We start from the raw sequence: 13,854 nt of genomic DNA, 5'->3' as shown, positions 1-13,854 counted from the left end.
CGGCCGTGAAGGCGCAGCCGCCACGTTCCGGCGTCGACCATCGGAACGGAGAGCGCCGTGTCGACACGGTAGAAATCACGGTTGGGCGTGATGAAGGCGCTGAGGCCGGGCTCCTTCAGCTGGGCGCCGGCCGGGACGGGCCGGGCCGGGGAGGCCGGTGTGGGCAGGACGAGACCCGCGCGGGAGGCGACCGCGCCCTGTCCCTGACGGCCCGCGAGGACGCGCCCGACCAGGCCCGCGGATGCGGCCACGGCGGCCGTCGCACCGGCAGCGGCGAGGAAGCCACGTCTGCTCCAGCGGTCCTCACCGTATTCGTCCGCTGCCGGGGCGCCGGCAGGGACTGCCTTGGCGGCCAGGAAGAAGAGGATGCCGGCGCCCGCAACCGCCCCGGCGATCGAGGGCAGGGCGTCGCCGATGCCGGTGGAGTCGGGACGGCCCAGTGCCGCGGTGGCGCCGACGATCCCGAAGATCAAGACCCCCGCTGCAGCCGCCCGGCGGTGGCGCAGGCTCAACACTCCCAGGCCGGTGGCGATGGCCGCGAGGACGGCGACGATGCCGAGTTGCAGGACGGCCTTGTCGTTCTCCCCGAAGGTGCGGATCGCGAAGTCCTTCACCGCGGCCGGGGTCCGGTCGATGACCGCCCCGCCCACCACCGTCACGGGCCCGGCGGCCGGCCGCACCAGCCCGGCGACCAGGTCGGCCACGGCCAGCGCGGTGAAGGCGGCCAGTACTCCGGCCGACGCGCCGAACGCGACGCGGGAGAGGGTGCTGCGGAAGCTGCTCACACCGCGGATTCGGCACCCCCTACCTGGCGGATTGGTACGTCACCCGGACGAGTGACCCAACCGCCGTCCGGCCGTCAGGACCTGGGCGCGGGAGTCGTGGAGGGCCCCGCCTTCCGCGGCCCGGACGGGAGCCGGGAGCGCCGTCGTCGGGACTCGGTCGCCGGCCGGCGGGCGGACCGCCTTCTGTGGTTGTCCGAGGCGGGAAACGGACCTGTTCATCCGTTTCCTCGGTCGGGGCAAGCGGTCATCGCGGGCGTCATCAGGGGAAGACGGGCGGACGGTGGGGGGCTGAGGGCGGCGCCGACTGCCGCCCACGGCCGACCCGGCCGGCTCACCGCGCGGGGCGCCGCTCGACACACCCCCGCAGCACCGTGGCCGGGGTCACCGGCAGCAGCTCCTCCAACCGGAGCACGACTTCTTCCGCCCTCGAACTGTCAACCGCACCGCACCTGACACTGCTCGTTCTGGGAGAGCTGCCGGAACCGCACCTGAGCCGGAGCGCAGGTTCCTACAGCGCCTGGCCTCCTGGCGGACCCAGCGGGGCCGTCGCCCGGCTCTCCGGGCTCTCGTCTTCGCTTCGGCCGGGGCTTCCACCGGACCGGCGACTGCCCCTGGAACTGAGGGCTGTCCCGTAATCCCCGGTGAGCGCCCGGCTCGGATGCGGTGCATCGCAAGGCGGAGGAGCGTCCTCGTGCCGGGCGTGTCCGGGCGGGCGTTCCGGCAACGCGGAGAGGCGCGCAGCTCTCGTCGCACCCCCGGCCGGGGATTACGGGACGGGACATCCCGTGAAGGGTGTTCACAAGGCTGGACGGATCGAAGTCGGGGCCGCTTCGGCCGAACCTTTAGGCGACGAGGTCGCCCAACCCCGCCCTTCCCTTGACGGCGTAGGCGACCTCCGAGGCGTCCGGGCCGGAGGCGGGCGCGACGACGGTGACAGCCGGTGTGGCGACGGCTGCTTCGGGCGCGGGCGCAGCTACCGGCGTAGCGATTGCGGCGGCGATGGCGAGGATGGCGGCAACGCGCAGAGTCCACTTCAGCACGATGATGCTCCGATCTTGACGGGTGATGGCCTGTGCCTCAACCGTCGCCGCGGATCCGTGTCCGGGCATCGTCCGAAGGTAGCGGCTGCCTCCCCCGCGCGGGGGAGACAGCCGGCCGCAGGGTGTCCGCCGGATGGATCCTCCGCCGCGCATAACTGCTGCTACCCATCTTCCGGAGCAGGTGGAAGCCGGCCCGGCCGTATGGCTGCCGCCGGACAACGGGTGCCGTGACGAGCCCAGTTACGACGAGGCGTCTGCCAAAGGATGCGGTACAGGCTGCGGATGGGCCCCTGGAGCTCTAATGATCCACCGCTTCGCGCCGCAATCGGCCGGCCGGTTCCCGTGGGAGCAGCCCACGATGCTGTCCGTGGCCTGCGACCTGTCAGATGAGGATGCCTGGCGCACCATCCGGACCTCTGGACCGCCGGACCGAGCCGATCACCTCCTCCCGCGCTGTCAGCCCGGCGTGGCGAGGGCCGGAGCGCGTCGACGCGGTGCCGGACCACCTCGCGTAGTGCGTCGGCTCCGAAGCGGTCGCCTTCGGACGGCGTTCCCCCGCGCCGACCGGCCTGTCTGGATGCGCCGCTACCGCGCTCGTTGTACGCCACCCGGAGTGACACGGGTGTCCCGGCGCAGCGGTGCACCGGCTGCGGAGCCTCGGACTGTTAGAGAGGCGGTGCGGCCTGCGCGATGCGGGAAGGCCGGCCCACGGGCCGCGTGCCCGCACGAGGAACGAGGGGTGCAATGCGCAACATGTCCATGCCCGGCGGACACCGACCGCCCGTCAATCCGCTGCGGGGCAGGGTGGCGGTGGTGACCGGCGCCGCGCGCGGCATCGGGGCGGCATTGGCACGGAACCTGGCCGATGCGGGGATGTCCGTGGCGCTGCTGGGCCGCGAGGAGGCGTCCTTGCACGCGACGGCGAGGACGCTGCCGGGCCGGAGCGTCTGCGTCGAGGCCGACGTCACCGACAACGCGGCGCTGCAGGCCGCGGCCCGGCATGTGGAAGAGGTCCTGGGACCGGCCGACGTGGTCGTCGCCAATGCCGGCATCGCGGTCGGCGGGCCCTTCGACCGTACGGCGGCCGACCTGTGGCAGCGGGTCATCGACGTCAATCTCACCGGATCCGCCAACACCGCCAGGGCCTTCCTGCCCCAGCTGACCCGCACGCGCGGCTACTTCCTCCAGGTCGCCTCCACCGCCGCGCTGGGCTCCTCCCCCATGATGAGCGCCTATTGCGCGTCCAAGGCCGGCGTCGAGTCCTTCGCCCTGGCGTTGCGTGGCGAGGTCGAGCCCGACGGTGTCGGCGTCGGGATCGCCTACGTCCACTGGACCGGCACCGACATGATCAGTGGCCTCGACGACGTCCCGGTGCTGCGGGCCCTGCGCCGCCACCAGCCCCGGTTCGCCCGCCGGGTCCGTACGCCCGAGCAGGTCGCCTGCTGGTTCGCGGAAGGGATCAGGCGCCGCTCCCGCTCCGTCTACGCGCCGCCCTGGCTGCGCTGGTGCCAGCCGTTGCGGCCGCTCTTCCCACCGGTCGTCGCGCGCATCGCCCGACGCGAGCTGCGTACCCCCGCGCGCGGCGAGCTGACGGCCGGTGCGGTCGTCCTCGGTGCCGGAGGTATCGCCGACTGGCATGCCTGGAACCCGCCCGCCGGCTCCTGAGCCGCTGGTGGCCCGGGGGCGAAGCGCGGAAGGTCGGGTGGTGCGGAGGCGAACTTCGACCCGGCCCGGGCCTGACACCGGATGCGTATGCCGTCGCGCACCACGGTGCGTTCGGAGCATGTCACGCAGACGCTCCTCAAGGGTTCGTGCCGTCGGGTCGGGTCAGTGGTAGGCGGCAAGGAAGGCCCGGATGCCGGCGGTTGCGTAGCGGTCGAGGTCGGCGTCGGTGTGCTGGGGGCCTCCGTGGAACATGGCGCGGTTCACCGGGATCCACAGCAGGAGTCCGGAGAAGTGGTGGGCGGCCAGGAGCGGGTCGTCGGTCTTGAGCAGGCCCTGGTCGGTGAGGCGCTGGAAGGTGGCCGCCAGGGTGGCCAGGACTCGTTCGAAGCCCTGCTCGTACCAGGCCGCGCCGAGTTCGGGGAAGGTGTCGGCGTTGGCGATGATCAGGCGGCGCAGCTGGATGACCTGGGGCTGAGTGAGGGCGGTGAGGAACTGGCGGGCGAGCCGCGTGAGGTTCTCGTCCAGGGTGTCGGCTTCGGCGGGGATGTCGGCCACCAGGTCGACCATGGCGTCGATACGGTCGGTGGTGGCCAGCACGATCTCGGCGAACAGCTTCTCCTTGTCCGCGAAGTGCTTGTAGACGGTCTGTTTGGACACCGCGGCGAGTTTTGCGATGTCGTCCATGCTGGTGCCCCCGTATCCCTTGTCGAGGAACACGGCGGTCGCGGCGTCCAGGATCGCCTGGTGCTTGCGCGCTGACCGGCTGTCCATCATCGATTCCCCTCTCTGTGCTCGGTTCGGCGGATTCCCTTCCGAGGAGAGTACTGGACTGACCAGTACTCATATGAGTACTGTACCGTCCAGTTCCGAAAGGTCGGGCTTCTGCCTGGGCTGCGCTCACATGGGGGTTTCACATGGACAAGGTGTTCTCGGCCGACGGCACGGCCATCGCGTTCGAGCGACAGGGCTCGGGCCCTGCGGTGGTGCTCGTCGGCGGCGCCTTCATGACGCGTGGGGATTCCGCCGCACTCGCCGGCCTGCTGGCCGGGCGTTTCACGGTGATCACGTACGACCGCCGGGGCCGGGGAGGAAGCGGGGACGGGCCGGCGTACGACGTGCGGCGTGAGATCGAGGACCTCGACGCGCTGATCCAGGGGCCCGCCGACGGGTCGGCGATGCTCTTCGGCATGTCCTCGGGTGCCGTCCTCGCCCTGGAGGCAGCCGCCTCCCTGAGCGGATCGGTATCGCGCCTCGCGCTGTACGAGCCGCCGTTCGTCACCGACGACAGCCGGCCCCCGCTGCCCGCCCACTACGTGGAGCACCTCACCGAGCTCGTGGGCCGCGAGGCGTACGGGGAGGCGGTGGCCTACTTCATGACGGCGGCGGTCGGCCTGCCCGACGAGGTCGTCGCGGGCATGCGCCAGGCCCCGTTCTGGGCGGGCATGGAAGCCGTAGCCCCCACACTCCCCTACGACGGCCGGATCATGGGCGACACCATGTCCGGCCGCCCCCTGCCCCTCGACCGCTGGGACTCCGTGACCATGCCCGTCCTCGTGGGCAGCGGAGACGCAGGCGCGCCGCACATGCTGACCGGTGCCCGGGAACTCTGCGCAGCGGGCGACAACTTCACGCTGCGGGTCTTCCCCGGCCAGGAGCACGCAGTGGACCCGACGGTGCTGGCCCCCGTGCTGGCCGGCTTCTTCGCCGAAGAGCACGCGGCATGAGAGGGGCCTCTGACGCGGGGCTGTCGCATCCGGACGGATGCGGGGGGACGAGTGTTCCCGCCCCCGGGCTCGGCCGAGTGGCCCGGGCCCGGGGTGTCCGGGTGTCCCGTGAAGAGGGTGTGGGGTTCTCTGTGAGGGGTCAGCCGATGCGGACGGTGATCTCGGGCAGGGGTATGTCGGACAGGTTCAGCTGGAGCCCGGTCAGGGTCAGGTAGGTCTGCGAGTCCGTCAGGGCCGAGGTGGTGGACGGCGCCTGCGTCTTCCCGCGCGTGCTCACCAGCAGGTACCAGCCCCCGCGCTTGTAGCTGCGCGAGAGCTCGGGGCGGTCGCCGTTCGGGTTCAGCGTCCATCCCTGGCGCTCCAGGTCGGCGCAGATCGCGTTCATCTCCGACTGTGCGGAGGTCTTCTCGCGGACGGCCATCCAGCCGGTCCTGTCCGAGTTGCCGCCGGGCGCCACGGTCGGACGGCCCTGCGCCGGGTCGAGGCCCGCCGCCCTGACCGCGGTCCGGATCACCTCGTCCACGGCGTCCCGTGCCAGGGGTGGTGCGGTGGACTCCGGTGTCGGCGCCCCCTCGGAGGGGTACGGCGTCGGCGCGGGCGCGCGCAGCTGGATGTGCCCCTCGTCGTCCATTTGGTAGTGGTCCGGCAGGACCGCGACGGCCAGACCAACGATCAAGCTTGCGACCAGCCCTGTCCAAACCCTCTTCAGCAGCGTGTTCAACGCGCAACTCCCCCCGAGTGATCATTCGGAGGAAGTCTCACACACCCTGCTCGGCGCCTGGCAGCCCTTATGGGTCTTCCACAGAGCAGGCGACCGTCGAGCGTCCTCTCCACCACCCGGTGGTGGGATTTCAGGGGCGCCACGAAAAGGAAACGGGAGGCGATCCGGCCGAGTGCGCCAGGGGCCGCACGGTCAGGTCAGCAGGATCGCCGCTGCTCCCAGGACGTCCACGACGCCGCACCATTCCGACCAGGCCCGCGGAACGACCCTGCCCGAGCGATGGTGCACGAAATCCCAGACACCGTGGGCGAACCACCCGACCGCCACGACGTAGCGGGCGCCGGGCAGGCTCACCACGAGCGCCAGGAGCGCCACGGCGGTGAAGCCCAGGAGACCGGTGACCTGGACTGTCAGCGCGCCCTCCGTTCCGAGTTCCCGCCGTGCGGCCCCGAAGGCCAGATAACACAGCGGCATGACGACGAGGACGGCCGAGAGCAGCCCGAGCGGCGCGGCACCGTCGGCGAAGGTGGCGAATACGAGGGCCCCGGCGAGCCAGGTGGGCCAGCGCCGTGCACACCAGGCCAGGAGGCCGCGAACCGGACCGCCGTTGCCGTCGAGCGGGACGTCGGTCTTGGTGCCGGCGCGGAAGCTGCGCGAAAGGGTCATGCACCCACGGTCGCGGCCGCCGGACTCTTCGGGGACCCCCGCGCCTTCTTCCTGTCACAAATCTTGGGGGACACGTCCGTCCGGCATGGGTCTCCCCACGGGGGCGGCCCATGTCCGTACGGCATCCGGCTCGCCGGGCACGGCGCGGCGCGCCCCACGCGCCGGCGGGCGGCTCCGGCTCGGCCGAAGCTCTTGGGCAGGCCTGCAACGCCAGGTAGGGCGTGTCCCCCGGCCGCTACCGCTGCGCGCACCGGGCGTCCTACCCCAGGCACACCCTGAAGGGGGCTTCCGCAGCCCGTTGTCGGATCCTGGGGACGCCGCACGCAACCAGCGCTGGTTGCCTGAACTCAAGGAGCTTGGAATGGCTTTGACGGCCTTGCACCCCGAGGCTGGCCGACTCGACGTCTCACAGCCCGACCTCGGTGGCGGACTGGTGTGGTCCGACATCTACCGTGCCCGCCCCCGGCCCGGCTTGACCTGCCCCGAATGCGGGTGGGGTGTTCACGCCAAACACACGCCGCGGCCCCGACGCGTGCGCATGTTCGCCCACGACGCGGGCCGGCCCCCGGAATGCGCACTGGCCGAGGAGTCGTGGGAACACCACCTGCTGAAGCTGGAGCTGGCCGGTGCCGTCCGCGCCGCGGGATGGCACGTCGAACTCGAGGTTCCGGCCCCTGACGGGACGTGGCGCGCGGACGTGATGGCCACTTCCGCGGACGGTGAACGCCGCATGGCGTGGGAGGCCCAGCTCTCCCCGATCACCGTGGACGACATCCGGGCGCGGACGGCCCGCTACCGCGCGCACGGCATTGACGTCTGCTGGGTGTCGCCACACGGTCGCACGCCGCTGTGGATGGGGGAGGTCCCGTCCATACGGGTTCGTCCTCCGGGGGAGGACGAACCCGGCCCGTGGATCGTGGACGACGGACTCGCCGGCTTCAATGCGGCCGACGGCTGCTGGGAGTTCCAAGTCGAGCCGCTCCCCCGCTTCGTGGACTGGGTACTTCGGGGCTCCCTCATCCCTCGCCGTGCCCTGCCCGACTACCGGCGGGTGTCACGAATCGTGGAGGACGTCCACGAGATCTACGTCCGCGACCTGTGGTGGACATCCCGGAAGTCGGCGCACGCGCAAACTGAGTACGAGCGGTTGCGGGTGCTGCAGGAGGCAGCGGCACAGGCACGCGAAGCGGAGCGGCAGAAGCGGGCGGCGGAAGCCGCTCGCAGGCGGAACGAGCGAGCGGCTCAGAACCAGCGCCGCCGGACGGAGGCCGCCGAGCGAGGGCGGAAGGCCCGTGAAGCGGAGGCGGATCGGGGTGGGGTGGCGCGGCGGGAGGCGGCGCAACGGCGTCAGGCCGAGGAAGAGCAGCGGCTCGCCCGTGAGGCGCTGGAACGGGCCCGGCGGACGGCGTTGGAGCGGAATGCGGCCGGGATCGCGGCCACGTGGTGGAATCGCCTTTCGACCGTGCAGGTCGAGGAGTTGTTCGCCGCCGTCTGCGAGGAAGCCGAGGAGGACGGCGTCGTGCTGAGCAACCCCGGTGCGCGGGACGGTGTACCGGCCTTCGCGTACGGGGTGCCCGTTCACGGCGGCGGGCTCTACGGCATCGTTCGGCCATGCCCCGCCCTCGCCGTCCTGTCACCGCAGCTCGCCTTCCAACGGATCTTCGTCCGCAACGCCCGCGAAGCCCAAGAGCTGATCGACGGCGGGCTTCCCCCGTGGAGGATCCGGGATCTCGAACTCTCCGACCCCGGGTAGCCGGTCCCGCCCTGCACCGCGACGGCAGCGTCCTCGGCCGTGAGCGGTTGGCGCCGGGGGCGTGAATCGCCGGAGCAACGGCCACGGCAGCCTCCAGGTCGGCCGTCACCGTCCGGGGCGACAACACCGATGGCCGCCGCGGGCCCGCGCGGCGCGAGCGACACGGGATCGGAGCCCGCCGCCGAACGCCCGCACCCCTGTGGCCGGTGGCAGGCTGGGCGATCCCGTGGGGCAGATCCGGAACAAGGAGGCACAGGCGTGCTGGAACGGCTCAACCAGGCACTCGACCACTTGGAAACCCGCCTCGACCAGGACATCGACATGACCGAGGTGGCCCGGATCGCCGCCGTGTCCGAATACCACTTCCGGCGGCTGTTCTCCGCCCTCGCCGGAATGCCGCTCCCGCTCTACGTCCGGCGCCGACGCATGACACTCGCCGGGGCCGAGGTGCTGGCCGGGGAACGGACGCTCCTCGACATCGCGGTCCGCTACGGATACGGCTCGGGCGAAGCGTTCGCCCGAGCCTTCCGTTCCGTACACGGCGTCGGTCCCGGCGAGGCCCGCCGCACGGGTGCGGTACCCACCGCACAACCGCGCATGTCGTTCCGCGTCATCGTCGAAGGGAGCACGAGCATGCGCTACCGGATCGTGGAAAAGGAGCCGTTCCGGATCGTCGGCAGGAAGGCCACCGTCCCGCTCGTGCACGACGGGCTCAACACGGCCGCGACCGCACACGTCGAAAGTCTCGACCAACAGAGCATCGCACGGATGAAGAAGACGCTCGCCGGCCTGGAACCGGAAGGGATCCTCTCCGCCGCGGTACACCTCACCGACAGCCGCGAGGAGGGCTCCGCGGTGGACTACTGGGTCGGTGTCGCGACCCGCCCCGAAACGAACGCCGCCGGACTGGACATCCTCGACATCGCAGCCGGCACCTGGGCCGTGTTCGACGACCGCGGCCCCTACCCGGGCGCCCTGCAACAACTTTGGCGTGACGTGTTCACGCAGTGGTTCCCCTCGAACCCCTACACCAGCCGGCCCGGCCCGGAACTCCTGCGCACCCGGCCCGTGGAGACCGGTATGACGACCGATTCCCAACTGTGGATCCCCATCGAACGCCGCCCTGGCACCGGCGGAAGATGAAGGCCGGTTCGCACACCCCTACCGGCCCCCCGACCCATCCCCCGCATCGCACCTCCTCAGCCGAGGCCCTCGACCGCCTCGATTACCCTCACACGCGTGATCGAGCACATCAACCAACTCGGCGCGAACCCGCCCGAACCCGGACCCCCACCCACCCCCACCACACCCATCGTCTGGGCCCTCAACACCACCATCGACACCGTCGGCGGCCACCACATCACCGACGCCCACACCATCCTCGACACCAACGAACGCGAACGCGCCACCCGCTTCCACACCCCCGCCCTCACCCACCGCTACACCACCTCACACCTCGCCCTGCGCATCCTCCTCGCCCACTACCTCCACCAACCCCCCCACACCATCCAACTCACCCGCGAAGCCTGCCCCTGCTGCGGACAACCCCACGGCCGCCCCAACCTCCCCGGAAACCCCCTCCACTTCTCCCTCTCCCACAGCGGCGACCACGCCTACATCGCCCTCGCCACCACCCCCGTCGGCATCGACATCGAAGAACACCCCACCCACCAAACCGTCACCGACGTCCTCCACCTCCTCCACCCCACCGAAACCCAAGAACTCACCAACCTCCCCACCCACGAACAACCCACCGCACTCGCCCGCTGCTGGGCCCGCAAAGAAGCCTGCCTCAAAGCCACCGGCACCGGACTCGCCAACGGCCTCACCAACCCCTACGTCAGCACCCACCCCACCCCACCCACCATCCCCGGCCACCACCTCACCGACCTCCCCGCACCACCCCACCACCAAGCCGCACTCGCCACCCTCACCCACCACTGACACCACGCACGCGATCACCGCTCTGCCTCACGACGGCCTCGGCGGCGTCCAGCCCGGATCCCGCCCCGACAGCCCCACCGCCCGCTCGAGCAACGGAGCATCGTCCGGTACCGGCACCACGGGGCCGAAGATGTCCCCTTCGCCGCGCTCCTCCTGAGCGGACGCGAGGAGGAACGCATGGGCAGCGCGCAATGCGGCCTCGTCCGGCACATACTCCTGGCCCGTGGCCCGGGCCAGATCCCAGCCGTGGATCACGAGCTCGTCCAACGCCACCGCGCCCGCGATCTCGCCCGGCAGATCCACGCCGCCCGCCCGGGTCATGCCGGCCCAGGCCGAAGGGTCCTGCCAGGCCTCGGCCAGTTCGGCGAGGAGGCGGGGCAGCTCCTCGCGCCAGGCCGCGGGCAGGGACAGGCCCGTCGGATCCGGGGCCGTGTCGGTCGTGGGACCCAAGTCCTTGCGGGCGGCGTCGCGGAATGCGATGGCGAGACCTCTGATGTGGTCCAGCAGGTCTCCGAGCGCGTACTCGGGACACGGCGTCGGCCCCGCCAGCCCGGAACCGGGCACCCCCTCCACGAGACGGGACACGACCCGGGCCTGCGCCTCCAGATCGATGAACGGCATCACGGGCGTCTCCTACTCCTCCAGGCAATGGGCCTGAAGGGTAGACCGGCAGGGCACCCCGCACTCGTCGCAACACGGAGCGAAATGCGGCGACCGCCGCAAGGTCCCGGATTCCGCAGGATGCCTCAGCGGCGTCGGGGCAACCGGCTCTCGGCAGATCTCCGACTCGCCGAGTCTTACGCCGTGACCTGCATAGATGCCGATCGTTCCGACATGTGGCCCGATGCCTGACGGTCGGCCTGAGAGAGGTAATGTCCGCCGGTCACGGACGGGAATCGGCTCGTCCGTCCAACCTGAGGGACCCCACATGACGGACCTGAACCCCCTGCGGGCAAGCCTTGCATCCGGTGAGCACCAGTTCGCCGACACCTTGGCCTTCGTCGCCGCGCATTACACCTATCAACCGCAGGCGTTCCGCAACGGCGAACTGGAAAATGCAGCAGGGGAGAACGAGGGCTCCTGCAAGACGCTGGGACTGGCCCTGCTGGAAGGGCTGAGCGACGAGGAGGCCCTGCAGGCGTTCGGTGAGCACTACCGCAGCGTGCTGGCGACCCCTGACGACACCGACCACAGCAACATCCGCAACCTCATGGTCCACGGCCTGTCAGGGGTGCGCTTCGCCGGGCAGCCGCTGACCCGCAAGAGCTGAGCAGCGGCGGGACCGACAGCCGCTTGGGTCCGGACGCCCCGGCGCGCGCTCGGCCCGGGCGCCGAAAACGTGCGCGGCGCGTACATCCGTGTTTCGACCGTCGCCGTGAACCGGAACACGAACAGCGGCGCACCGGCAGCACGGTCTTGTCCAACGGCCACCGGCGGCAGGGTCCTGTTCACCGGCCGGTCGGTGGACAAGACCCTGCCGCCGCCGGGAACGAGGCCGCGGCGCAGGTTTCGGGCACCAGGGCGGGCGCCGACCTCGAGGTCGGTCCCAGCGGTATGGGGAAGTGCCTGTTACGGGACCCCGACCCCATTCGGCGCAGAGCACACGGCATGGCGCGAATGAGCTGTTTATCCGGCCGAAACGTTCTCACTTCGACGTCTTGCGGACGGCGCCCGCGTCCCGGCCGACCGGCGTCAACCGGCGTGTGACGCCTGCCTCTTACAAGCGAGTGTTACGGACATGTCCGTATTGAGAAACACACATCACAAGTTGTGGCGGTTGGCTGGGGTACGGGCCAGAGTGTGGCTCCCCGGCAGGACGCCGGGGACCGCACGGAACTCGCCCGGCTCGCAAGGGCCGGGGCGGGCCGTCTGTTGAAGGAGTCATCTGCATGTCTGCTTCTCCCGCCACTCGGCGCGTTCTCGCCGCGATCCTGGCGGCCGGCGCCCTGGTGGGCGCCGCCGCCGTCCCGGCCGCCGCCCACGACGACGACCGGCACGGCCACCGCGGCCGGCACTCCGCGATCGTCATCGGCGACGTCCAGCACGACGGCCACGGCCGCGACGGCCGCGCCCTGAACCGCGAATGGATCGAGGTCAGGAACACCGGCCGCCACCCGGTGAACCTGCACGGCTTCACCCTGACCGACCGGGACGGCAACCGATACCGCTTCAACCGCCTCCGCCTGGACGGCCATTCCGGTGTCAGGGTCCACACCGGAAGCGGACGCGACACCCGCAGCGACGTATACCAGGACCGCCGCCGCCAGATCTGGGACGAGCGCGACACCGCCACCCTGCGCGACGACCGGGGCAACATCGTCGACACCGAGACCTGGGGACGCCGCGGACACCACGACAACCACCGCCGCTGACCCGGGCCGGCAGCCACACCGTCGGGGACCGTGAGCTGCCGGCCGCCCGAAACCGCGTGCCGCGGCAGCCTGCCGCGGCACGCGGCCCCGACCCCCGCATCACCCCGCCCCACGCCGTCGGGCCCGCCTCCCCCTCCGGAGGCGGCGTCCTCGATCTTTTCGCAGACAGCAGCGCATCCGACCCCGGGAGGTTCGTGTGGAGTCCTGGCAGTGTTCCCCGTCAGCGGTTACGGTCCCTCAGCTGGCCCTCGACCCGTACCGCTTCCCCGGCGCCGAGCATGCCGAGTCCGTGCCCTTCGATGCCGCACCGCAGGCGCAGATCGACAGCAGCGCTCTGCCTCCCCTCGGCACGGCGGATCCGCAGACGGACAGGCAGCCGTCCCACCCGTGCCCCGCCGCGGCCCTGAAACCGTGGGACCGGCGGCGCCTGGACCTCCATGCGGCGCTGACCTCCGTCGGCATCCCACCGCGGCCCGGTGACATGGCTGCCATCCGCACCCTGTCCGCGCTGGACGACACGGTCAACGCGGCCCTCGTGCGATGGATCACGGCCGTCAACTGACCGGCCGTCGCATCCCGGCTGAGCCCGTCTGTTCCTCCCCGCCCCGTCACTCCTCCTCGCCGCTCTCCTCCTGTGCCCGGGCCTGGGCCTGGGCGCGCTTCGTGACCACGGCCGCCGCCGCCAGGGCACTCGCGGCGAACGCCAGGCCGAGCGTCCACCGCTGGTCGAAGGTGTGCCCGGTGGCGTGGTCGAGGGAGTAGCGGCCCGCCCCGGCGAGGCCGATGGTGGCGGCGGTGAACCCGAGGAAGGCCGGGTACTCGAAGCCGCCGCCCTGCGCGAAGAAGCCCGCGGGGGCGTGGACGGCGACGGCGCCCGCCATGGCGCCCGCGGCCGCGGCGCCGGCCGCCGGCGTGGCCAGCCCCAGTACGAGCAGTGCCCCTCCCCCGGTCTCCCCGAGTCCCGCGGCGAGGGCACTCTGCCGGCCGGGTACATAGCCCATGTGCTCCATCGCCGCCGCCGTCCTGTCGAGACCGGCACCGCCGAACCACCCGAACAGCTTTTGCGTGCCGTGCGCCATGAGCACCGCTCCGGTTCCGGCCCGCAGGGCCAGCAGAGCGAGGTCGCGTCGGTTGATGCAGCTCATCGAAGTCTCCCTGATAGGCGACGGCCGGTCGTGGTACGG

At 71.4% G+C, this 13,854-nt stretch carries 14 protein-coding genes and 1 pseudogene; 8 read left to right on the top strand and 7 right to left on the bottom strand.

The window, feature by feature from the left end; translation table 11 throughout:
• Window positions 1-794 (bottom strand): annotated as a pseudogene (locus ACZ6JS_RS34945) (molybdopterin-binding oxidoreductase); the annotation flags it as partial.
• Between the two features lie 833 nt (window positions 795-1,627).
• On the bottom strand, window positions 1,628-1,894 hold the full coding sequence (locus ACZ6JS_RS34940) for a hypothetical protein (RefSeq protein ID WP_469304056.1): 267 nt from the start codon (window positions 1,892-1,894) through the stop codon (window positions 1,628-1,630).
• Between the two features lie 675 nt (window positions 1,895-2,569).
• On the opposite strand from ACZ6JS_RS34940, the gene ACZ6JS_RS34935 reads away from it, so the two are divergent.
• Window positions 2,570-3,490, top strand: a complete 921-nt coding sequence (locus tag ACZ6JS_RS34935) for an SDR family oxidoreductase (RefSeq protein WP_469304055.1) — start codon at window positions 2,570-2,572, stop codon at window positions 3,488-3,490.
• A gap of 162 nt (window positions 3,491-3,652) precedes the next feature.
• On the opposite strand, the gene ACZ6JS_RS34930 is transcribed toward ACZ6JS_RS34935, so the two are convergent.
• Window positions 3,653-4,264: a TetR/AcrR family transcriptional regulator gene (locus ACZ6JS_RS34930; RefSeq protein ID WP_469304053.1), complete on the bottom strand. Its 612-nt coding sequence runs from the start codon at window positions 4,262-4,264 to the stop codon at window positions 3,653-3,655.
• Between the two features lie 140 nt (window positions 4,265-4,404).
• On the opposite strand from ACZ6JS_RS34930, the gene ACZ6JS_RS34925 reads away from it, so the two are divergent.
• Window positions 4,405-5,214 carry an alpha/beta fold hydrolase gene (locus ACZ6JS_RS34925; protein WP_469304051.1) on the top strand — a complete coding sequence of 270 codons (810 nt, stop codon included), beginning with the start codon at window positions 4,405-4,407 and terminating at the stop codon, window positions 5,212-5,214.
• Between the two features lie 139 nt (window positions 5,215-5,353).
• On the opposite strand, the gene ACZ6JS_RS34920 is transcribed toward ACZ6JS_RS34925, so the two are convergent.
• On the bottom strand, window positions 5,354-5,890 hold the full coding sequence (locus tag ACZ6JS_RS34920; RefSeq protein WP_469304049.1) for a DciA family protein: 537 nt from the start codon (window positions 5,888-5,890) through the stop codon (window positions 5,354-5,356).
• 237 nt (window positions 5,891-6,127) lie between these two features.
• Window positions 6,128-6,601, bottom strand: a complete 474-nt coding sequence (locus ACZ6JS_RS34915; RefSeq protein ID WP_469304048.1) for a hypothetical protein — start codon at window positions 6,599-6,601, stop codon at window positions 6,128-6,130.
• Window positions 6,602-7,139: 538 nt separating this feature from the next.
• Between ACZ6JS_RS34915 and ACZ6JS_RS34910 the strand changes: the two genes are divergently transcribed.
• The 3 genes from ACZ6JS_RS34910 (at window position 7,140) to ACZ6JS_RS34900 (ending at window position 10,298) form a co-directional block, all read left to right on the top strand.
• On the top strand, window positions 7,140-8,354 hold the full coding sequence (locus tag ACZ6JS_RS34910; RefSeq protein WP_469304046.1) for a competence protein CoiA family protein: 1,215 nt from the start codon (window positions 7,140-7,142) through the stop codon (window positions 8,352-8,354).
• 258 nt (window positions 8,355-8,612) lie between these two features.
• On the top strand, window positions 8,613-9,497 hold the full coding sequence (locus tag ACZ6JS_RS34905) for an AraC family transcriptional regulator (protein ID WP_469304044.1): 885 nt from the start codon (window positions 8,613-8,615) through the stop codon (window positions 9,495-9,497).
• Window positions 9,498-9,593: 96 nt separating this feature from the next.
• Complete coding sequence (locus ACZ6JS_RS34900; RefSeq protein ID WP_469304042.1) at window positions 9,594-10,298, top strand: 4'-phosphopantetheinyl transferase family protein; 705 nt, start codon at window positions 9,594-9,596, stop codon at window positions 10,296-10,298.
• A gap of 27 nt (window positions 10,299-10,325) precedes the next feature.
• On the opposite strand, the gene ACZ6JS_RS34895 is transcribed toward ACZ6JS_RS34900, so the two are convergent.
• Window positions 10,326-10,919, bottom strand: coding sequence for a TIGR03086 family metal-binding protein (locus tag ACZ6JS_RS34895; RefSeq protein WP_469304041.1), 594 nt, complete (start codon window positions 10,917-10,919; stop codon window positions 10,326-10,328).
• A gap of 307 nt (window positions 10,920-11,226) precedes the next feature.
• On the opposite strand from ACZ6JS_RS34895, the gene ACZ6JS_RS34890 reads away from it, so the two are divergent.
• The 3 genes from ACZ6JS_RS34890 to ACZ6JS_RS34880 all read left to right on the top strand — a co-directional run bounded on the left by ACZ6JS_RS34890 (window position 11,227) and on the right by ACZ6JS_RS34880 (window position 13,232).
• Complete coding sequence (locus ACZ6JS_RS34890; protein WP_469304039.1) at window positions 11,227-11,568, top strand: HopJ type III effector protein; 342 nt, start codon at window positions 11,227-11,229, stop codon at window positions 11,566-11,568.
• A gap of 619 nt (window positions 11,569-12,187) precedes the next feature.
• Window positions 12,188-12,670, top strand: coding sequence for a lamin tail domain-containing protein (locus ACZ6JS_RS34885; RefSeq protein WP_469304037.1), 483 nt, complete (start codon window positions 12,188-12,190; stop codon window positions 12,668-12,670).
• 196 nt (window positions 12,671-12,866) lie between these two features.
• Window positions 12,867-13,232, top strand: a complete 366-nt coding sequence (locus ACZ6JS_RS34880) for a hypothetical protein (protein ID WP_469304036.1) — start codon at window positions 12,867-12,869, stop codon at window positions 13,230-13,232.
• 46 nt (window positions 13,233-13,278) lie between these two features.
• On the opposite strand, the gene ACZ6JS_RS34875 is transcribed toward ACZ6JS_RS34880, so the two are convergent.
• Window positions 13,279-13,815 carry a DoxX family protein gene (locus ACZ6JS_RS34875; protein ID WP_469304035.1) on the bottom strand — a complete coding sequence of 179 codons (537 nt, stop codon included), beginning with the start codon at window positions 13,813-13,815 and terminating at the stop codon, window positions 13,279-13,281.
• Between the last annotated feature and the right edge of the window lie 39 nt (window positions 13,816-13,854).

This window comes from Streptomyces sp. NPDC046349, assembly GCF_055587885.1.
The sequence above is the reverse complement of the archived record's forward strand: the minus strand, read 5'-3'. Positions and strand labels throughout refer to the sequence as shown.

What these genes read in the sequence shown, in the direction of transcription:
- ACZ6JS_RS34940 (WP_469304056.1), bottom strand. Translation starts at nt 1,894, where the DNA reads ATGCCCGGACACGGATCCGCGGCGACGGTTGAGGCACAGGCCATCACC.
- ACZ6JS_RS34915 (WP_469304048.1), bottom strand. Translation starts at nt 6,601, where the DNA reads ATGACCCTTTCGCGCAGCTTCCGCGCCGGCACCAAGACCGACGTCCCG.
- ACZ6JS_RS34925 (WP_469304051.1), top strand. Translation starts at nt 4,405, where the DNA reads ATGGACAAGGTGTTCTCGGCCGACGGCACGGCCATCGCGTTCGAGCGA.
- ACZ6JS_RS34935 (WP_469304055.1), top strand. Translation starts at nt 2,570, where the DNA reads ATGCGCAACATGTCCATGCCCGGCGGACACCGACCGCCCGTCAATCCG.
- ACZ6JS_RS34875 (WP_469304035.1), bottom strand. Translation starts at nt 13,815, where the DNA reads ATGAGCTGCATCAACCGACGCGACCTCGCTCTGCTGGCCCTGCGGGCC.
- ACZ6JS_RS34930 (WP_469304053.1), bottom strand. Translation starts at nt 4,264, where the DNA reads ATGATGGACAGCCGGTCAGCGCGCAAGCACCAGGCGATCCTGGACGCC.
- ACZ6JS_RS34910 (WP_469304046.1), top strand. Translation starts at nt 7,140, where the DNA reads ATGTTCGCCCACGACGCGGGCCGGCCCCCGGAATGCGCACTGGCCGAG.
- ACZ6JS_RS34885 (WP_469304037.1), top strand. Translation starts at nt 12,188, where the DNA reads ATGTCTGCTTCTCCCGCCACTCGGCGCGTTCTCGCCGCGATCCTGGCG.
- ACZ6JS_RS34890 (WP_469304039.1), top strand. Translation starts at nt 11,227, where the DNA reads ATGACGGACCTGAACCCCCTGCGGGCAAGCCTTGCATCCGGTGAGCAC.
- ACZ6JS_RS34895 (WP_469304041.1), bottom strand. Translation starts at nt 10,919, where the DNA reads ATGCCGTTCATCGATCTGGAGGCGCAGGCCCGGGTCGTGTCCCGTCTC.